Source organism: Paenibacillus sp. CECT 9249, from assembly GCF_918697855.1.
Classification (GTDB): Bacteria; Bacillota; Bacilli; order Paenibacillales; family Paenibacillaceae; genus MSJ-34.
On the sequence record NZ_CAKKLI010000069.1, the window covers coordinates 1 to 18,168 of the forward strand.

Here is an 18,168-nt window from a genome sequence, read left to right on the forward strand (position 1 = left end):
CCGGAAAGTCCAGTCCCAAATTTATTTTTCAAAGATCAACTGGAAATTTTGAAGGCGGCCGCCAGTCCCCTAGGGGACTGGAAGTAAACTCAAAACTGCCTTCAAGAAATACTATATGAGGAGGAATGAATAATGAAAAATGTGTCCGTATTGATTGTAATTATCGTCGTACTTTGTACGACTATGGCAAGCGCTGCTTCGGCGGCTCAAAGCAATATTCAACGAGTTGGCAAAGCCGACATTGAAGTATTGATTGACGGCCGGAAAATTTCGTTCCCCGACGCGAGGCCTTTTGCGGATGCCAATAAAAGAGTGCTGATTCCGATTCGTTTTATCGCCGAAGGATTGGGCGCGAAGGTCGATTGGGTTGGCGGCGGGGCTCAAACGGTTAAAATCTCGCTCGGCGACAAGTTCATACAGCTGACGGTAGGCCATGCGAAAGCGCTCGTCAACAACGCGGAAAAAACATTCGATACGAAAGCGATCACCAAAAGCGATCGTACCTTCGTGCCGCTGCGTTTTGTGAGCGAAGCGTTAGGGCAACCCGTAGAGTGGGACAGCGTAAGCAGTTGGGTCTGGGTTGGCGAGAAGAAGATTTATACGCCGGAAGAGTTGGGGTTGGAGCCGGAAAGTGTCGATGATTACAAGGAATATTTTCGTAACGACATGTACTTATTAAACAGCACCTCGGGTGAACTCAAAAAATCAATCTATTTTATTTCAAAAGATCAATTGCCTTTAAAGGTCGATGATCGTATTATTTATGATTTGTGGCTTTCTACTGACGGTATGTATACAGGTATACAAATGAGATATGAAGGTAAAGACTTTATAATTTACTATCTTACAAAAGATAAAAAATTAAGATACCGTGGTGGTGTTAATGGACTTTTTAAGGATAATTCTGATGGTACTAGAATAGCTTCATATAAGATAATCCATGCTGGAGACGAGCATGCCAGTGTTAAAGATAAAAAATATATGAACTTTAAGTTAGGTGATATCAAATTTATTACTTTTCATATTTCGGATGATTCCATAATTGCATTAAAAAACCCGTTTAAGTGAGGGGATGGCTTGTTTATGAAGCGTCTTGGCAGGGTATTAATTGCCACATGTATTTTGATAAATAGTATTGTCATCCTAATTCAACTTAACACGGCATATGCAGGGGTACTACCAACAACACCTAATCCGGATGATGAGAACAAGCATTATTTTATTGGATTGGGGAATTTTGACGTATGGAAAGACAGTGGAGGGACTTGGACGCTTGGTAATTATCCCGGTAAGCAAGGTGTTTACTGGAATAACTATGTTTACCAATTTGATTTTCCTGGAAGAAAAATAATTGATATTAAAGCGGAACCGATTTCTGTACTTAGTTTTGAGGCAGGTGCAGGTGAAAAAAAGCTTTCCGGTCGAGAACTCTTCTCCAAATCTCGATATAACGAACCTTACGATCTTTACGAACCAGACATAACAAATGAGAGCTATGAAGCCGGGATCTATTCGATTACCGGAAAAAATTCGGAATCAGTAACAGGAAACGTTTGGATTAGGGGAACGTTAACGGCACCAAGAGGACTAGATCTAACAATAGGCGGCGAGTATGCCCCCGGAGTCGAAGGCTACCGCTACTATTTCCCGATCCTCTATACGATCACCCTAGAACCCCTCGAAGGACAAGCCATCATTCAGCATTTCACCAAAGACGGGCGCAGCTTGGACGGTATAGACGGTTTTCGCGATTATACGAGAAAGTTAGTTAAAGGCGAGCCTTATTATTTCGAACACGCGCCCGAAACAAGCAAATATAAATACGTGGGATACAAAAAAAGCACGAAGGAGCCGCCAACGCCGGGGGGGACACCGCAAAAAGGCAATCCGGATCGGTTCCAATACGACGGATCGTTTAAAACATATTACGCTTATTTTTATTACGATCCGGTCAATGAAGGGGAATGCCCCGGAGGCAATTGCGAACCTCCGCCGCCTGCCGGAAGGTGCAGCGAATCGCCAAGCACTTCCATACCCGACTCAGTAATGGACCCGCAGTCAACCGGAACGATTAAAGCCGATAGTGTATTTGACGTTTTGCAAGGGATTCCTACGTCAGAATCGCTTAACGTACGTGTTCATGCGCTGGAGTACCTGTACATGAACAAATTTACTAAAATGGTCGGGCAATGCACATATCAGCTTACTGTTACGAAAACATATAATTTAGAGTGGGAGGAAGAGGTGGATGACGGAGTAGATGAAGAAGGCAGTCCGAAGACAAAATGGGAAACCAAGACCAGAGATGAAACGGTAACGAAGTCTTATACAATTAAACGCGATTTTTCATACTGGCAAATCGATAATCTGGAAGTCTATAAAATCGACAAGTCAATCGTTAATAACTACGCTCTACCAAGTGGAAGTGTCACGTTAACGCCTAACGGGTACCAACCTCCTACAGTAGAAACGAAACATTCCACCGGGTACGCAAACCATATCAAGCAGCCGACTGTTAATAATGTTGATTTGGGATCCGAGACGGTTTACGGTGACACTGCTCCGGACGAGGATTTTACCAGTGAAGCAGAATCTGCTGTTGAACCAATTCGAGTGAAAAACGATTACTTACGTTTTCGATCCGATGTGATAATGAGTGATACTGAAACGATCGAAAACGGGCCGGATCCGGGAAAAATTCCAGCTCCGCGGCCGATTGAAGCAAACGTACTTTTCGGAAGCGGGTACATGATTGACAGCAACAAAGTGAATAAGGATAAAACGCCAAGCGATGGGACGATATTCTATGTGATCCTGCCTGGAAATATCAATGGCGGCTCAAATCAAAATTTTCCGGTAAAAAACATTAATCCCGTCACCGTTCACACTCCTGTCGTCAATTACTCCAGCGCCTCCGACGACCGGGAGCATAATCAGAAGACGATTCCTAATTTTCAGCGAATGTCGTTTATTCTCGACAGGCCTTTTACCGTTACGATTCCGACAAGCGGCCGGCATGTCGACTACCCCGGCTACGGCAACCGCGATTACGCCAAATACGTTCGTACCAAGCAAGTAGCCTTTCCTTTCGATGTGTACCATGCGGACCGGACCGTATTGTATCCGAAGGGAACTTGGATCGACATCCCCGTGGTCCAATTGACGGCTGCATTTTATTTGCCGGTGTGGGTGGACGAGGGAAATTACGAAATTCGCTTCCGTACCATAGCCGAAAACGCGCCTTCGCCGTTTACATCCGAGACGAACGCCAACACGAATTTGCGGCATCATACGGCCGAAATGGAAATTCCGGTTGAAGTGATCGGCCGCGTGTACGATTTTCGCATTACGGATATTGCCGATTATCGTTGGGAAACGGTATTTCGAACGCAGCCGGGAAGCGTGCAACATACGGGCAACTATTATTGGGTCGGGGATCGAAATATCGATGGCTACCCCCGGGGCAACCGGCAGCCGTTTACGCTCCCGATCCGTTTGGGAAGCCACTCGGATGCCGGGGCGAGGAATATATCCGTCAAAACGGGGTATCATTTCAAATTCGACCTCAAAACGAAGGGGAATATGTTCGGGCCGGCCGACGGCATCCGGATCAAGCCGGATTTCTACTTTATGAGCAAGGACGGCAAACAAAGACAGGCGGTCGATTTGTACTACCATAGCAATGAGAAAAAGTTTATACGGATCGGGTCCCACGAGGATAAAGAAAAGCGATACGTTATTTTAAACGCAAGGTTGCGGAACGTGCCGGAGCGGGAGCTGACAGATACGGCGCAATTTCTTTACGATGCCGAGTACGCGCCGAACTCGCCGAATCCCGTCAGCCGCGAGCAATATGTGCGGGAATATATCAGCAACGCGTCGGACAAAACATGGGTCGGCACCTACGATTGGTTCATATTGCCGCAGTCGCTTCGCACCTTCGTCGGGAATCCGAATATACCCGGCAATGCGACGGCCACTCCGCAGCGCGCTCTAGCCGCCGATCAGAAATGGTACGGGGAATACAGCATCCCTGCCGCTGTGTATGTCGTGCCGAAAGGAACGAATTTGGCGGAATACGGCCGTACGAACCGGTTGAACGACAAATCGCCGATCTTTCTCAAAAACGGATACATCATCGTCAATTTCAATATCGAAACGATCCGCAATAAGGATGTCGCCAATCCGCATCTGCAATATATTCACGCGCCTGCAATGGCGCCTTATCCGCACCGGAACCAATGGGGATTGGAAGGCTTCCGCCGAACGATCGCCGATTCGTACGGTAATTCGTTTCAATTGACGGATGGGGATGTCATATTTTATCATGGGGATCAATCCAGTTACGACGATTTCGGTTCGATGGGAACCCATTGATGTGGAGGGTGTGAAATGACTTTATCCCGCGATGAAATACATAATAGAATAAAAATATTGCAAAAGAAATGCGCCGAAGCTTCGATGGACGGTTGCATCATTACGCAAAATGTGGATTTATACTATTTTACAGGTTCGATGCAAACCGGCTATTTATTCATTCCCGCCGAGGGCGAACCGGTTTATTACGTCCGCCGCAGCGTAGTGCGTGCGGAACAAGAATCCCATGTGGAGACGGCGCCGCTCGGATCGCTGCGCCAATTCGGCCAAACGCTGGCCGAACGTTTCCCGCAAGTGTTCGGGCGGCCCCAACCTACGGTGGCGGCGGAATTTGACGTCATGCCGGTGCAAATGTACCACAGGCTGCGCGATTTGCTGCCGGAAGTGAAGTGGGTGGACGGCTCCGCGATCATCCGCGAAACGCGCATGATCAAATCGGCTTATGAAGTTTCCGTATTGAAGGAAGCGGCGCGTATCGCCGATCTCGTCTTGCAGGATGCGGCCGCTTACGTGCGTCCCGGCATGACGGAGCTTGAACTGATGAGCCGCATCGAGTTTATGTTCCGCAACAACGGGCATCTTGGCATGATTCGTTTGCGGGGATACAACCAAGAGGTGATTACCGGCATGGTCGGCTCGGGTGCAGCCGCAGCCGAACCGACGTATTTCGACGGCCCGGCCGGCGGACGGGGGCTGAGCGCCGCGGGCCCGCAAAGCTCAAGCCGCAAAGCGATCGAGCGTGGTGAACCGATTCTCGTCGATATCGGCTGCTGCATCGACGGGTATGTGACCGATCAGACCAGAACGTTCGTAATCGGCGAACTAGAACCCGATCTGCGGCGGGCCTACGACGTTGCCGAATCGATTCTTCGCGCGACGGAAAAGCTGTTGCGGCCGGGTACGTCTTGCGAGCGGATCTACGCCCAAGCGCTCGAAATGGCGAAGGAAGCCGGACTTGCCGCGCACTTTATGGGATACGGGGCCGACCAAGTGAAGTTTCTCGGCCATGGCATCGGCCTCGAAATCGACGAACTGCCCGTGCTGGCCAAAGGATTTGCCTATCCGCTCGAGCCCGGCATGGCGATCGCGATCGAGCCGAAATTCACGTTCCCCGGCCGCGGCATCGTCGGGCTGGAAAACGTATATTTGATAACGGAGCAAGGATACGATAAGCTTACCGTTTCCCGCGAGGGCGTTGTTCATGTGGAGTGGGACGGCTGAACCCGAAAGTCCTGATTTATCCCGGACTCGGAATACGCATTTCTGCCGGAGAAGGAAGGCTCCGCCCGCAAGGGCCAAACGTTTGAAATCGGCTAACCGCCAAGGACGCGCCAGGCGTTTTCCTTGCCTCAATGCCTCGATGTGGCCGACCGACCGCCGACATGCAGCGAAACACCGCGCGCTGGAAGCTGCGCTCGATGCGAGACGGCAGGCTGCTCCTGGCGTTGGCCGATCCGCTTTTCCCGCCCGAATTGGACATTGCTATCATTTTTTAGTAGGATATAGGATAAAAGATAGACAGCTAGTCAGCTAGGGGGAATAAGCGATGCATCGTTTAGGGGAAAAAATTATTATCGTCGCTGACCGATTCGAACAAAATCTCCCCGTCGGAGAGTACGGGTATATTATTGCATACGACCGCAATGCGGATAATGCGTTTGACTATGTCGTCCGCGTTCCGAAGGCGAACCGCAATTTCGCCGTCCCGGCTTCGGATATCGCGCCGGAGGCGGAGCTGCTGCAGCAGGAAGTCGACCGGATTGAACGGGAAGCGTTGATCGATTATGCGCTTGCGACGCGTAACGAGAATCTTTTTATGCGAATTGTAAACGGACAATTGCATGCCGACGAACAACCGGAGGAAGAATCGGCGCAGGAGCCGATGACGACGAAAGAATTCATCAAACAAGTCAATCTGCGCGCCTGGATTTAATAGAACGCGCAGTGCCTGAACGAGCCCGGGGTGACGAAAGCCTCGGGTTTTTGCATGTTTTTCAACTTGATAATTGAGTAACAAAAACAACTAGGCTATACTTATAAAATGAGAATTGGACATTAAGGAGGAACGAGCGGATGAGCATTGCCGTACAAGATGTCGAGCACGTGGCCAAGCTGGCGCGGCTTGATTTGAGCGAGGAAGAGAAAACGAAATTTACGGAACAGCTGAATGCCATTTTAAAATATGCGGAAAAGTTGAACGAACTGGATACGGACGATGTGGCGCCAACGAGCCATGTATTGCCGATCGCAAACGTTATGCGCGAAGACGAGGTTCGTCCTTCTTTGCCGATAGAGAAAGTATTGCTGAATGCGCCGGATGAGGAAGACGGGCAAATCAAGGTGCCGGCCGTTTTGGAATAGTAAATGAAGCATCGCTTACAAAACTTTTAGGAGGAACGAACGTTGTCACTTTTCGATTTGCGATTACAAGAAATTCACGATAAGCTGAGCCGGAAAGAACTGTCCGTTTCCGATTTGGTCGATCAGGCGTATAAGCGGATCGGCGAAACGGAAGAGCGGGTTAAGGCTTATTTGACATTAGATGAAGAAGGAGCGCGCGCCCAAGCGAAGGCTTTGGACGAGCAATTGGCCAAAGGCGGAGAACGCGGCTTGCTGTTCGGGCTGCCCGCAGGCCTCAAAGACAACATTGTAACGGAAGGATTGCGCACGACTTGCGCGAGCCAATTTCTATCCAACTACGATCCGGTCTACGATGCGACTGTTGTGAAGAAATTAAAAGCGGCACAATCCGTGACGATCGGCAAATTGAACATGGACGAGTTCGCGATGGGGGGCTCCAACGAAAATTCGAGCTTCTATCCGACGCGGAATCCGTGGAATTTGGATTATGTCCCCGGCGGTTCCAGCGGCGGGTCGGCTGCGGCGGTCGCGGCGGGCGAAGCTTATTTCGCACTCGGTTCCGATACGGGAGGATCGATCCGCCAGCCTGCGTCGTATTGCGGCGTTGTCGGGTTAAAACCGACGTACGGCCGCGTCTCGCGCTTCGGCTTAGTCGCGTTCGCCTCGTCGCTGGACCAAATCGGTCCGATTACGAAAAACGTCGAGGACTCCGCCTACGTGCTGCAAGCGATTGCCGGCTACGACGCCATGGATTCCACATCGGCAAATGTAGACGTGCCGGACTATATGGCCGCATTGACGGGCGATGTCAAAGGGTTGCGCATCGGCGTACCGAAGGAATATTTCGGAGATGGCATCGATCCGAAAGTGAAAGATTCGGTGCTTACGGCTTTGAAAGTGCTTGAAAGTCTTGGAGCGACGTGGGAAGAAGTATCTCTCCCTCATACCGATTATGCGATCGCAGCCTATTATTTGCTTGCGTCTTCGGAAGCTTCTTCCAACTTGGCGCGATTCGACGGCGTGCGGTACGGCGTACGCGCCGACAACCCGGACAATCTGATCGATCTGTACCATAAATCGAGAAGCCAAGGTTTCGGTCCGGAAGTGAAGCGCCGCATCATGCTCGGAACATACGCGCTCAGTTCGGGATATTACGACGCTTATTACGTCAAAGCGCAAAAAGTTCGTACGCTCGTGAAACAGGATTTCGATAAAGTTTTTGCCGATTTCGACGTCATTATCGGTCCGACGGCGCCGACGACGGCATTTCCGATCGGTTCACAGGTGAACGATCCGCTGGCGATGTATATGAATGACATTATTACCATTCCGGTCAGCTTGTCCGGCGTGCCGGCCATTAGCGTGCCTTGCGGATTCGCGGACGGATTGCCGGTCGGCATGCAAATTATCGGCAAAGCGTTTGACGAAGCGACGGTGCTGCGTGTGGCACACGCATTTGAACGGCATACGGATCATCACAAAGCGCGCCCGCGGTTATAGAACGTTAGCAACGTTGCCCGTTAACGCTTATTTCATAAAGTTTGCAGGAGGTTATCCATGTCTACCCCAAAATACGAAACGGTAATCGGTTTGGAGGTCCACGTCGAGCTGCATACGAAATCGAAAATATTTTGCGGCTGCTCGACGGAGTTCGGCGCTCCCCCGAATACGCATACATGCCCGATTTGCTTGGGACATCCCGGCGTGCTGCCGGTACTGAACCGCCAAGCGGTGGATTACGCCATGAAAGCCGCGATGGCGCTCAATTGCACGATTGCGGACGAGAGCAAATTCGACCGTAAAAACTATTTCTATCCCGATTCGCCGAAAGCTTACCAAATTTCGCAGTACGATAAACCGATCGGCGAGAACGGTTGGATCGATATCGAAGTGAACGGCGAAACGAAACGGATCGGCATTACGCGTCTCCATTTGGAAGAAGACGCCGGCAAGCTGACCCATGTCGACGGCGGATACGCATCGCTCGTCGACTTTAACCGCGTCGGAACGCCGCTGGTGGAGATCGTCTCCGAACCGGATTTGCGTTCGCCGGAAGAAGCGCGCGCTTATCTTGAGAAATTAAAGGCGATCATGCAATATTGCGACGTATCGGACGTAAAGATGGAAGAAGGCAGTTTGCGTTGCGACGCCAATATTAGCTTGCGACCGTATGGACAACAGGAATTCGGAACGAAGACGGAATTGAAGAACATGAACTCGTTTCGCGGCGTGCAAAAAGGACTTGAGTACGAAGAATGGCGCCAGGCGGAAGTGCTTGACGAAGGCGGCGTGATTGTACAGGAAACGAGACGCTGGGACGAGGCGCAAGGCAAGACGCTGACCATGCGCAGCAAGGAAGAGGCGCATGACTACCGATATTTTCCGGATCCGGACCTGGTCATGCTTCATATCGACGACGAATGGAAAGCACGAATTCGGGCGAGCATTCCGGAATTGCCGGATGCGCGCAAAGCGCGGTATACGTCGGATTACGGTTTGCCTAGTTACGACGCCGAAGTAATCACGTCCTCGATGGCTCTCGCCGACTTCTTCGAAGAAAGCTTGCAATATACGAAAGACGCGAAAGCCGTATCCAACTGGATTATGGGCGATTTGCTCGGATACTTGAACGCGAACAATTTGGAAATGGCGGACGTGAAAGTGACGGGCAAAGGCTTGGGCGAAATGATCGGATTAATCGAGAAGGGAACGATCAGCAGTAAAATCGCCAAGACCGTGTTTAAAGAAATGCTGGAATCCGGCAAAGCGCCGCAAGCGATCGTCGAGGAGAAGGGGCTTGTGCAAATCAGCGACGAAGGGGCGATTAAAGCGATCGTGGACAAAGTCGTCGAAGCGAACCCGCAGTCGGTTGAAGATTACAAGGCCGGCAAAGAGAAAGCGATCGGCTTCCTGGTCGGACAAGTGATGAAAGAATCGAGAGGCAAAGCGAATCCGGCGCTCGTCAATCAACTGCTGCTGGAACGTCTGAAGGGATAAAAGAATGACGCATACGAGAGGTACGAACCAAGAGCTATTTCCGATCAAGCGGCTCGATTTATCGGATGAAGGCACGGTAGAGGAAATATGGAGGCTGCAGCATGCATCCTACCCGATCGAGGCCGAATTGATCGGATTCGACCGGATCCCGCCGTTGATGGATACGCTCCGCTCGCTGCGGGAATGCGGCGAACAATTTTACGGTTATTTCGTGGAAGATGAGCTGGCCGGCGCCATTTCCACCGAGTCCGAGCAGCCCGGCGAGCTCACGATATGCCGCATGATGGTGCACCCGCGTTTTTTCCGCAGAGGCATCGCCGGGAGTTTGGTAGACTATGTATTGAACGGCAATCCGGAGGTTAAGACGTTTATCGTATCGACAGCCTTGCGGAATACGCCCGCCGTCAATCTGTACGAGAAAAAAGGCTTCGTGCAGTCGAGCGTGCAAGAAGTGGCCCCTAACGTACCGCTCGCCACATTTCATAAAAAAGCGTAGAGGACTGTCAGCGGAAACGGAGGAATAGGATTGAGCAATCCTTGGTTCATTGACAATGTTCACATATTGATGCGCCTGCTCATTGCGATGCTGCTCGGCGGATTGATCGGGTTCGAACGGGAACATAACAATCACGCCGCCGGGCTGCGCACGCATATTCTGGTCTGTTTGGGCTCGGCGCTCATTATGCTTTTATCCATTTACGGTTTTTCGGCATTTGTCGATGAAATTAACGTTCGCGTCGATCCGGCCCGCTTGGCGACCGCGGTCATTACCGGGATCGGTTTTCTCGGCGCGGGAACGATTCTGTTTACCGGCAAATCGATCACAGGATTGACGACGGCGGCTTCGTTATGGGTTGTCGCCGCGATCGGCTTAGCCATCGGCGCTGGTTTTTATTTTGCGGCGGTCGTTTCGACCGTGCTCGTGTTATTGAACCTTTGGGTTCTTAACAAAATCGAACAGCGTTTTCTTGGAGGGAAAAAGGTGCAATTGCTGACGGTTCGCGCGTTCGGCAAGCACGATTTGCTCGATCATGTTTCCGCCAAGCTGACGGCCCAAGGAATCACGGTCAGAAAAATGACTTTGCTTGAAAACCGAAAACCGGTCGAGAACGAACTCGATTTGCATATGGAGCTTCAACTCCATATCGTTGTGCCGAAGCCGATCGAGCCGCCGGCCATCATGTCCGAGATCAAATCGATTGACGGCGTGTTCGGCGTCTCGATCGAGTGAGCGGATTTTTCGCCGATGTGTAAAACCTTCCTTACCTAGGGAGGTTTTTTTTGGTGTATTATAATTTTGAAGGGTTTATCCGAATATGAACGTCTAATCTTTATGAAATCCGATGGAGGCAGGTGAAACGATGGAGCAATTGACGGACGAACAATTAATAGAGAACATCCGTCAAGGCGAACATGAGGCATACCGATACATTATCGAACGTCATAAAAATTATGTTTTCACCTTGATCTATCGTGAAATCGGCCATCGGGAAACGGCGGAAGATTTGGCGCAGGACGTGTTTGTGAAAATGTATCGCGCATTATCCTCATTCCGCGGCGACGCCCAATTCAAAACCTGGCTCTACCGATTGACATTGAACTGCGTCATCGATTACCGCCGATCGCAAAAACGAAAGCCTTTGGAGTCGGTCATCGATACGATCCGTTCGTGGTTCGCCGATCGTACGGATGAACCGGAAAACCGGTTAATGACGAAAGAAGATCAGCATGAAGTGTGGGAAATTCTGGCCATGCTTCCGTATAAATACCGTATTGCGCTCGAACTGTTTCATTTGCGGCAATGCTCCTATCAAGAGATCGCCGCAATTTTGGATATTCCGCCGAAAACGGTGGAAACGCGGCTTTACCGGGCCAAGCAGAAGTTTAAACAAAAATGGTTGGAGGTGCATCCTCATGAGACGATCTCACAACGATCAATCCAAAGCGACGCCCATAAATCGTCGGTATGAACAAGATTCGTTCTCGCGGCAAATCGACCGGATGCTCGATCGGTTGCCGATAGCGGAACCGTCCCCTTATTTTACGGACAACGTGATGCGGCGCGCAGCGCTGCAATCCGACGCAGAAGGACAACCTTCAGGACCGTTTCATTTCGCCCGGTTACAGCGGAATGTATTGTTCCACTTCGCGATTGCCAGTGCGGCAACGTATTTCTTTATTTCCGTCGGAATCTTTAAGCCGTTGTTTTATCCGGATCCGTCGCATTGGGGCGTAGAACTGCAAACGACCGTGCACGATACGGTTCAGTATGTAATGAAATATTTAACGAAAGGATAGGGAATGCCAGATGATGAACAAAGACGACAAACAAAACAATTTCACGAACGACCCTTTTCTGGACGAAAGAATAAGAAATATGAGGCAAACGCCCCCTCCCCCGCCTCCGCCGGGTTTTAACGGTTACGGTCCCGGCCACTATCCGTATGCAAACAATGTATCCAAAAAAAGCAAATTTGTAGCGGGATTGTTCGCCTTTTTTTTCCCGGGCTTAGGTCACTTTTACTTAGGTTTGATGCAAAGAGGACTTTCCTTCATGCTGCTGCTTGCTCTGGATATTATGGCCATCGTATACTTTTCGTCCTCGGGACTTGAAGTGAATATTCCGCTGATCGTGCTCTTGTCGCTTCTTATTCCAGGCATCTATTTTTACAATTTGTTCGATGCGCTGCAATGTACGGACCGCATTAACGTCCGCCGAATGTACGGGTATATACCCGACGAACTGGGAGGAGCTTCGCCGACTTGGGACAAAGCGATCGGTTCTTCTTTTCTTAAGGGCAACGGTCTCGGATTGCTGCTCATCATGTTCGGCGTGTTCGTCATATTGTTCAGCATTAACCCGAGCTGGCTGCGAGCGTTGTTTCAATACGGAGGCTCGTATTTAGCGGCCATTATTTTAATTGTGGTAGGCGGAGCGATCCTGTTCCGGGAATCGAAAAAAAATAAGCCGCCCGGCCGATAAGTCGATAGATCGAAAGGATGGATGCGAATGGTCAAGGTCGGAAGATATACGGCGGCTTTGCTGCTGTTATCCGTAGGCGGATTGCTGATATGGGATCAGGCGACCGGAAGCGGGTCCATTCGGTTGTTATTGCAGTGGTGGCCGGTTCTCTTTATACTGTGGGGCTTGGAGTTCATCGTTCTGAACTTCCTCTATCGCGACGGGAAGAAGTTTCGTCTCGATTTCGCCGGCGTATTCGTCGCCGTCTTGATTTCGGGCATCGTATTCGGCGTCACTCAACCCTCTTATTTGAAGGAACTATGGCATACTATCGATTTTTCGGATGCGGGCAATTACAGCGAACAATCCGGAACGCGTATCGACAAGGATGCTGAGTTCGTGCAGCTTGACCCGGGGACGCAGCGGCTTGTCGTCAATAACCCGAATGGAAGCGTCGTCCTTCGGAAAGGGCCGGCCGTGGACCGCATTGCCGTTGATACGGTAATGTGGATCGACGCGGTAAGCGAGCAGGAAGCCCGGAATATCGCGGAACAATCCGAATTGAAGGTCAACCTGGGCCAGACCGTTTCGCTGACGGCAAACGGCCAAACATACGGCGCGAGCGGCAAAAGAAAGCCGAGGATGAATTTCGTCATTACGTTGCCGGAGCATCGCGAACTGGATGTGGAATTGAAACTGATCAACGGGGATATCGAGGCGGAAGACATTCCGATTCGGGATGAGCTCAAATTAAGTACGAGCAACGGGCAAGTGAAAGTCGCGAATGCCGACGGCGATGTCGTTGCCAATACGTTGAACGGCGCCATCGAAATTCGCCATACGGACGGGAATGTTCGAGCCGAGACGAAAAACGGGAATATTACGCTTGAGGGAGCCGAACGAAACGTCGATCTCGAAACGTTGAACGGAGACATCGAAGTTCGGTCCGTTCATGTCGGAGGGGATTGGAACCTTTATACCGCCATTGGCGATATTCTCGTTGCGCTGCCGGAGGAAGGCGATTATACCGTTGACGGTTCCAATACGTTCGGGTCGATCGCATCCGAGTTGCCGCTCGAGATCAACGAGAATAGGATTTCCGGAATGGTCGGAGCGGGCACGCATTCGATCCGGCTGGAGACTATCAAAGATATCCAGGTGAAAAAGAATTGAAATCGCGGACGGCGCACGTTACAATTGATGTATGGCATCGATGGATGCCAATCGAATGATTTTCTGATTTGTGCGGAAAAGAGAAGAGGCGGTGTACCATGAAATCGCGAGTCCAATATGCATTGGAACAGCTTAAAGATATGGGTGTTCGCGTCACGCCGCAGCGCCATGCGATTTTGACATATTTGCTGGATAGCCATACGCATCCCACTGCGGATGAGATCTACCGTGCACTTTCGCCGAAGTTTGTCAGCATGAGCGTTGCTACGGTATATAACAATTTAAAATTATTTATCGAAGCCGGCTTGGTTAGAGAATTGACTTATGGAGACGATTCCAGCCGGTTTGACGCGGATTTGTCCGATCACTATCATGCGATCTGCGAACAATGCGGCAAGATTGTCGATTTCGACTATCCGAAGCTGAGCGATGTCGAACAGACGGCAGCCCAAGCTTCAGGCTTTGTCGTACGCGGCCATCGCATGGAAGTTTACGGGATATGTAAGTCGTGTTCTTCGAAATAGCGGAAGGGGCCAGATTCGTTGGAGAGCAGAAGATACCGACACCATCATCGTAAGGGCATGCGTAGGCGATGGTGGTTTTTTATTTTTATGTTAACTTGTGTCGCAGTTATTGGTTCTTATATCATTGTGCAAAACGTATTGCCCAATTCCGAGCATGTGGAGCCCGATTTCGGCGGTTTGGCAAAACCTATCTTTATCAACGGGGAAATGTTCGAGTTGCCGGCCGAAGGGACGAAGGAAGGGCTGAAGCTTCCGCTGCCGTTCGTGCAGCAATATATCGATCCTAACGTCCGTTATGAGGAAACGTCCCAATCGATTATTTTAACAACGAAAGACAAATTAATTCATTTCAAAACCGATCAACTGACCGGCAGTGTGAACAGCAAGCCGATTCAACTGCATTTTGCCGCCGAGAAGGTGGACGGAGTTCTCTACTTGCCGATCGATCCTTTGAAAGAGCTGTATGGAGTGGAAATTCAAGAACATGCCGAGACAGGCGCCGTCATCTTGAATAAAGCCGGAGATACGGTGAGGATGGGCGAAGTTCCTTCAAATCCGAAGAAGCCGGACAAAACGGCGGCTTTGCGGACAGGACCGACAAAGCATGCCCCGATATTGGCGGATGTCGGCCAAGGTTCGAAGCTTCGAATTTGGCATGAAGTTGAAGATTGGTATGAAGCGCAATTGGATAACGGCGTCGTCGGTTTTATCCGGCAAAAAGATGTCGAGTTGAAAGAAACGATTACGCTTGCTCCTATGCAGGAAGCTTCCGAAACGATCGAGTTGCAGGAGCCTGTGCATATGATTTGGGAAGCCGTTTATAACAAAAATCCGGATCCCGGCAAATTCGCTCCGATGCCCGGCGTGAATGTCGTTAGCCCTACCTGGTTCAGCCTTCTGGACGGGGAAGGCAATGTGAAGAACAAGGCGGATCCGAGTTATGTGCGCTGGGCCCATAACAACAATATGCAAGTGTGGGCGTTGTTCAGCAACAGTTTCGAGCCGGAGATGACGACGTCCGCGCTCGCTTCGTTCGACAATCGATTTCGAATAATACAACAATTGCTGTCATTTGCGAAAATGTACAAGCTTGACGGCTTTAATATCGACTTTGAGAATGTGCATACGAAAGATAAAGACAATTTGACGCAATTTATGCGGGAATTGACGCCGATGATGCATGAGCAAGGCTTGGTCGTTTCGATCGACGTGACGCCGAAGTCGAACAGCGAGATGTGGTCCGTATTCTTAGATCGCAAGGCGCTAGGGGAAATCGTCGATTTTATGATGGTCATGGCTTACGACGAGCATTGGGCTTCAAGCCCTAAGGCGGGTTCGGTCGCATCATTGCCTTGGGTTGAGCGTTCGATTCGCCGCATCATCGACGAAGATCGCGTGCCGCCGAATAAACTGCTGCTGGGCATGCCCTTTTATACCCGTATTTGGACGGAAAAGGCGGAAAAAGGAAAGATGAAAGTGACTTCCAAAGCCGTCGGCATGAAAACTGTACAGGATTTAATTCAAAATAATAAACTGACGCCTGTCTTCGATTCAAAGTCAGGGCAAAATTACGTCGAATACAAAGAAAACGGAGCGACGATCAAAATATGGATCGAGGATGAAGTTTCGGTGAAAGCCCGTTTGGATTTGGCGAGAAAATTGAAATTGGCCGGTACGGCCATATGGACCCGAAGCTTTGCATCCGACGATATATGGGACATTATTGCGGCTCATTAATACAAGAAGACCTTTGCCAACTACGTATAGTTTCGGCAAAGGTCTTCTTCATTACCCGTATTGCAAATATGAAATGAATGGGAGCCGCCTTACGATTTGAGCGGAAGCGCGTCGTCCTGTCCAGTACCCCGGCCGTCGCCGTCGCCATCGCTTGTAGAATCTTCGCCGGTGTCTGTGGCAAGCGCCGGATCCAAAGTCAGTATCGTTTTGCAAAACATGCATCGGTCGGTCTTGCCCAGCATTTTGGTCGTTCGGTGACATTCGGGACATTGCAAAATGACGGCGCTCGTAGACAGCATGCCGGCCCAGAAGTAAATGCCGACACTGCCAAGCATGGATATCATGCCGATGACCATAAAAATGGCGGCGAACACTTTCCCGGACTGTCCCCATAAAATGATGCCCGCCGTCCCCAATATCATCAATCCCATTCCAATTAAGGTAAGCAGCAATCCCCACAATCGAAATTCGTTGATTTTGCTTGATTTAAAAAACATATCCGCGTTCTCCTTTGGCAATCTGTAATTTTCAACCATGATTAAGTTTGATGCATAATGCAGGAAGATGAGATAGTCGTGTAGAAATATATTATAGCGTACTAGCTTTGCAATCGCCAAGAGAGGTAAGGTGAAAAAGCGTGAAACTGATCCAAAAAACGTCGCTGTCGGAGTATCTTTCCGGATCGAACGCAATGAGCGCAATCGCAATCGAAGATACGGAAACGTTAGCGCACCGTGCGTTCATTGACGGCTTCGATCTGCTTGTTATGACCGTATGCGACGTTTCCGAACATTTCATTGAAACGGTTCATGTGATTGACGGCACGACGAACGTGCAGGTGCTGCGAGTCAGCCCAACCAGTTTGGAACGATGGATTATCGCCGGCGAGAATCGCAATATTATTCAATGGTTGATCCAAGGTGAAATATGGTGGGATCGCGACGGGTATTTGGCGCAGCTCCGCGAATCGGTCGTCCGGTTTGACAATCCGCTGCGGGAACAGAGAATGTTTGCGGAATTTGCCCTTTTCCTCCGTACCTATATGCATGCGAAACAATATTTGCAGGACGGGCACGCGCTTGACGCTTACCACCGCATTATGGAGGCGTTGCAACATTGGGCGGGCATTGCCGTCATCGAGCAAGGGGCCCATCCGGAGGTGACGGTTTGGAATCAGGTTCGCGATATTAATGTAGGCATATATAAATTATATGAAGAATTAACGGTTAGTCAGGAAACGGTGGAGCAACGAGTTCAGCTCGTTTTGCTCGCATGCGAATTTTCCGTCATGTCCAAAATGAAGGAATGCTGCTCGCTGCTGCTCCGGATTTTATCGAGCCGCCCGGACCCATGGAGCATTCGCGAATTGATGGAGCATCCCGAATTGTTCCATGTGCGGAACAATTTATCTTTAGTCTTGCAAATGCTGGTCAAGAAAGGCTGGGTCCATGAAGTTGCCGTGCTTCAAGATTCGAAGGACGGGTACGACGCGCTGCCATTTACGGAAATTCGATATATATAGGCGCCGGCGCAATGAACGGCGGGCTGCGCCGGTGCGCGTATTAGAATTGTAACATTTTGTATGGAAGAATATAACGTTTAGTTGTTGACTTCGTTTGCGGTTCTGTGATAAATTAGATTTCGCCGCTCAGATAGGAGCAATGGAAGTAGCGAATCAGAAGCGTTATGTAAGACGCTAAAATCTACTTCGAAAAAAATGCTTGACTTGAGTAATGGCGATATGATATATTATAAAAGTCGCCGCTGAAACGGCGGAGCGCAAAAGAAAGCAACAAATAAAGCACTAGATTTGTTCTTTGAAAACTGAACAACGAGCGAATTAAGCAACAATAAATTGAGAACGACAAGTTCTCGTCAGCAACGAAATTTTGAGCTATTCGGCTCTTTCGTATTCGGTTTTATCGGTTCTGCCGATGGAACCGACCAGATTATATCTCAACATCCCGTTCCGGGCCAAGAGAATAATCGTTTTCATGGAGAGTTTGATCCTGGCTCAGGACGAACGCTGGCGGCGTG

At 49.9% G+C, this 18,168-nt stretch carries 18 protein-coding genes and 1 pseudogene; 18 read left to right on the forward strand and 1 reads right to left on the reverse strand.

Annotation, left to right across the window (positions count from 1 at the left end; genetic code table 11):
- Positions 1-132 precede the first annotated feature (132 nt).
- From LQ229_RS25490 to LQ229_RS25565, 16 genes and pseudogenes are all read left to right on the forward strand, one after another.
- Positions 133-1,068 (forward strand): copper amine oxidase N-terminal domain-containing protein, encoded by a 936-nt coding sequence (locus tag LQ229_RS25490; RefSeq protein ID WP_230193273.1) that lies wholly within the window; start codon positions 133-135, stop codon positions 1,066-1,068.
- Positions 1,069-2,046: 978 nt separating this feature from the next.
- Positions 2,047-2,613 (forward strand): annotated as a pseudogene (locus tag LQ229_RS25495) (DUF5704 domain-containing protein); the annotation flags it as partial.
- Between the two features lie 39 nt (positions 2,614-2,652).
- The gene (locus tag LQ229_RS25500; RefSeq protein WP_230193284.1) at positions 2,653-4,377 is read left to right on the forward strand and encodes a hypothetical protein; all 1,725 of its coding nucleotides are present in this window, start codon (positions 2,653-2,655) and stop codon (positions 4,375-4,377) included.
- Positions 4,378-4,392: 15 nt separating this feature from the next.
- On the forward strand, positions 4,393-5,598 hold the full coding sequence (locus tag LQ229_RS25505) for a Xaa-Pro peptidase family protein (protein WP_230193274.1): 1,206 nt from the start codon (positions 4,393-4,395) through the stop codon (positions 5,596-5,598).
- Positions 5,599-5,923: 325 nt separating this feature from the next.
- A complete protein-coding gene (locus LQ229_RS25510; protein ID WP_216541242.1) occupies positions 5,924-6,310 on the forward strand; it encodes an ATPase in 387 nt (128 codons plus the stop codon).
- Positions 6,311-6,450: 140 nt separating this feature from the next.
- The gene (gatC, locus tag LQ229_RS25515) at positions 6,451-6,738 is read left to right on the forward strand and encodes an Asp-tRNA(Asn)/Glu-tRNA(Gln) amidotransferase subunit GatC (RefSeq protein ID WP_216541241.1); all 288 of its coding nucleotides are present in this window, start codon (positions 6,451-6,453) and stop codon (positions 6,736-6,738) included.
- A gap of 42 nt (positions 6,739-6,780) precedes the next feature.
- Positions 6,781-8,238 carry an Asp-tRNA(Asn)/Glu-tRNA(Gln) amidotransferase subunit GatA gene (gene gatA / locus LQ229_RS25520; protein ID WP_230193275.1) on the forward strand — a complete coding sequence of 486 codons (1,458 nt, stop codon included), beginning with the start codon at positions 6,781-6,783 and terminating at the stop codon, positions 8,236-8,238.
- Between the two features lie 57 nt (positions 8,239-8,295).
- Positions 8,296-9,735, forward strand: coding sequence for an Asp-tRNA(Asn)/Glu-tRNA(Gln) amidotransferase subunit GatB (gene gatB, locus LQ229_RS25525; protein WP_230193276.1), 1,440 nt, complete (start codon positions 8,296-8,298; stop codon positions 9,733-9,735).
- A gap of 4 nt (positions 9,736-9,739) precedes the next feature.
- Positions 9,740-10,231: a GNAT family N-acetyltransferase gene (locus LQ229_RS25530; protein WP_230193277.1), complete on the forward strand. Its 492-nt coding sequence runs from the start codon at positions 9,740-9,742 to the stop codon at positions 10,229-10,231.
- Positions 10,232-10,261: 30 nt separating this feature from the next.
- Positions 10,262-10,966: an MgtC/SapB family protein gene (locus tag LQ229_RS25535; protein ID WP_230193278.1), complete on the forward strand. Its 705-nt coding sequence runs from the start codon at positions 10,262-10,264 to the stop codon at positions 10,964-10,966.
- 112 nt (positions 10,967-11,078) lie between these two features.
- The gene (locus tag LQ229_RS25540) at positions 11,079-11,705 is read left to right on the forward strand and encodes an RNA polymerase sigma factor (RefSeq protein ID WP_230193279.1); all 627 of its coding nucleotides are present in this window, start codon (positions 11,079-11,081) and stop codon (positions 11,703-11,705) included.
- Positions 11,650-12,033, forward strand: coding sequence for a hypothetical protein (locus tag LQ229_RS25545; RefSeq protein WP_230193280.1), 384 nt, complete (start codon positions 11,650-11,652; stop codon positions 12,031-12,033). The genes LQ229_RS25540 and LQ229_RS25545 overlap by 56 nt, the downstream gene beginning before the upstream one ends.
- 10 nt (positions 12,034-12,043) lie before the next feature.
- On the forward strand, positions 12,044-12,718 hold the full coding sequence (locus tag LQ229_RS25550) for a hypothetical protein (RefSeq protein ID WP_216541234.1): 675 nt from the start codon (positions 12,044-12,046) through the stop codon (positions 12,716-12,718).
- Between the two features lie 27 nt (positions 12,719-12,745).
- Positions 12,746-13,870, forward strand: coding sequence for a DUF4097 family beta strand repeat-containing protein (locus tag LQ229_RS25555; RefSeq protein WP_230193281.1), 1,125 nt, complete (start codon positions 12,746-12,748; stop codon positions 13,868-13,870).
- Positions 13,871-13,968: 98 nt separating this feature from the next.
- Positions 13,969-14,394 (forward strand): peroxide-responsive transcriptional repressor PerR, encoded by a 426-nt coding sequence (perR, locus tag LQ229_RS25560; protein WP_216541232.1) that lies wholly within the window; start codon positions 13,969-13,971, stop codon positions 14,392-14,394.
- 177 nt (positions 14,395-14,571) lie between these two features.
- Positions 14,572-16,131, forward strand: coding sequence for a glycosyl hydrolase family 18 protein (locus LQ229_RS25565; RefSeq protein ID WP_356712073.1), 1,560 nt, complete (start codon positions 14,572-14,574; stop codon positions 16,129-16,131).
- Between the two features lie 89 nt (positions 16,132-16,220).
- Here the strand turns inward: LQ229_RS25565 and LQ229_RS25570 are convergent, their stop codons facing one another.
- A complete protein-coding gene (locus LQ229_RS25570) occupies positions 16,221-16,628 on the reverse strand; it encodes a YgzB family protein (RefSeq protein WP_216541231.1) in 408 nt (135 codons plus the stop codon).
- Between the two features lie 140 nt (positions 16,629-16,768).
- Between LQ229_RS25570 and LQ229_RS25575 the strand changes: the two genes are divergently transcribed.
- Positions 16,769-17,653 (forward strand): nucleotidyltransferase-like protein, encoded by an 885-nt coding sequence (locus LQ229_RS25575; protein ID WP_216541230.1) that lies wholly within the window; start codon positions 16,769-16,771, stop codon positions 17,651-17,653.
- A 333-nt stretch (positions 17,654-17,986) separates the two neighbouring features.
- A partial coding sequence (locus tag LQ229_RS25580) for a hypothetical protein (protein ID WP_230193282.1) occupies positions 17,987-18,168 on the forward strand: 182 nt, incomplete at its 3' end.

What these genes read in the sequence shown, in the direction of transcription:
- LQ229_RS25540 (WP_230193279.1), top strand. Translation starts at nt 11,079, where the DNA reads ATGGAGGCAGGTGAAACGATGGAGCAATTGACGGACGAACAATTAATA.
- LQ229_RS25550 (WP_216541234.1), top strand. Translation starts at nt 12,044, where the DNA reads ATGATGAACAAAGACGACAAACAAAACAATTTCACGAACGACCCTTTT.
- LQ229_RS25570 (WP_216541231.1), bottom strand. Translation starts at nt 16,628, where the DNA reads ATGTTTTTTAAATCAAGCAAAATCAACGAATTTCGATTGTGGGGATTG.
- LQ229_RS25510 (WP_216541242.1), top strand. Translation starts at nt 5,924, where the DNA reads ATGCATCGTTTAGGGGAAAAAATTATTATCGTCGCTGACCGATTCGAA.
- LQ229_RS25530 (WP_230193277.1), top strand. Translation starts at nt 9,740, where the DNA reads ATGACGCATACGAGAGGTACGAACCAAGAGCTATTTCCGATCAAGCGG.
- gatC (WP_216541241.1), top strand. Translation starts at nt 6,451, where the DNA reads ATGAGCATTGCCGTACAAGATGTCGAGCACGTGGCCAAGCTGGCGCGG.
- LQ229_RS25545 (WP_230193280.1), top strand. Translation starts at nt 11,650, where the DNA reads ATGAGACGATCTCACAACGATCAATCCAAAGCGACGCCCATAAATCGT.
- LQ229_RS25490 (WP_230193273.1), top strand. Translation starts at nt 133, where the DNA reads ATGAAAAATGTGTCCGTATTGATTGTAATTATCGTCGTACTTTGTACG.
- perR (WP_216541232.1), top strand. Translation starts at nt 13,969, where the DNA reads ATGAAATCGCGAGTCCAATATGCATTGGAACAGCTTAAAGATATGGGT.
- gatB (WP_230193276.1), top strand. Translation starts at nt 8,296, where the DNA reads ATGTCTACCCCAAAATACGAAACGGTAATCGGTTTGGAGGTCCACGTC.
- LQ229_RS25500 (WP_230193284.1), top strand. Translation starts at nt 2,653, where the DNA reads ATGAGTGATACTGAAACGATCGAAAACGGGCCGGATCCGGGAAAAATT.
- LQ229_RS25505 (WP_230193274.1), top strand. Translation starts at nt 4,393, where the DNA reads ATGACTTTATCCCGCGATGAAATACATAATAGAATAAAAATATTGCAA.
- LQ229_RS25555 (WP_230193281.1), top strand. Translation starts at nt 12,746, where the DNA reads ATGGTCAAGGTCGGAAGATATACGGCGGCTTTGCTGCTGTTATCCGTA.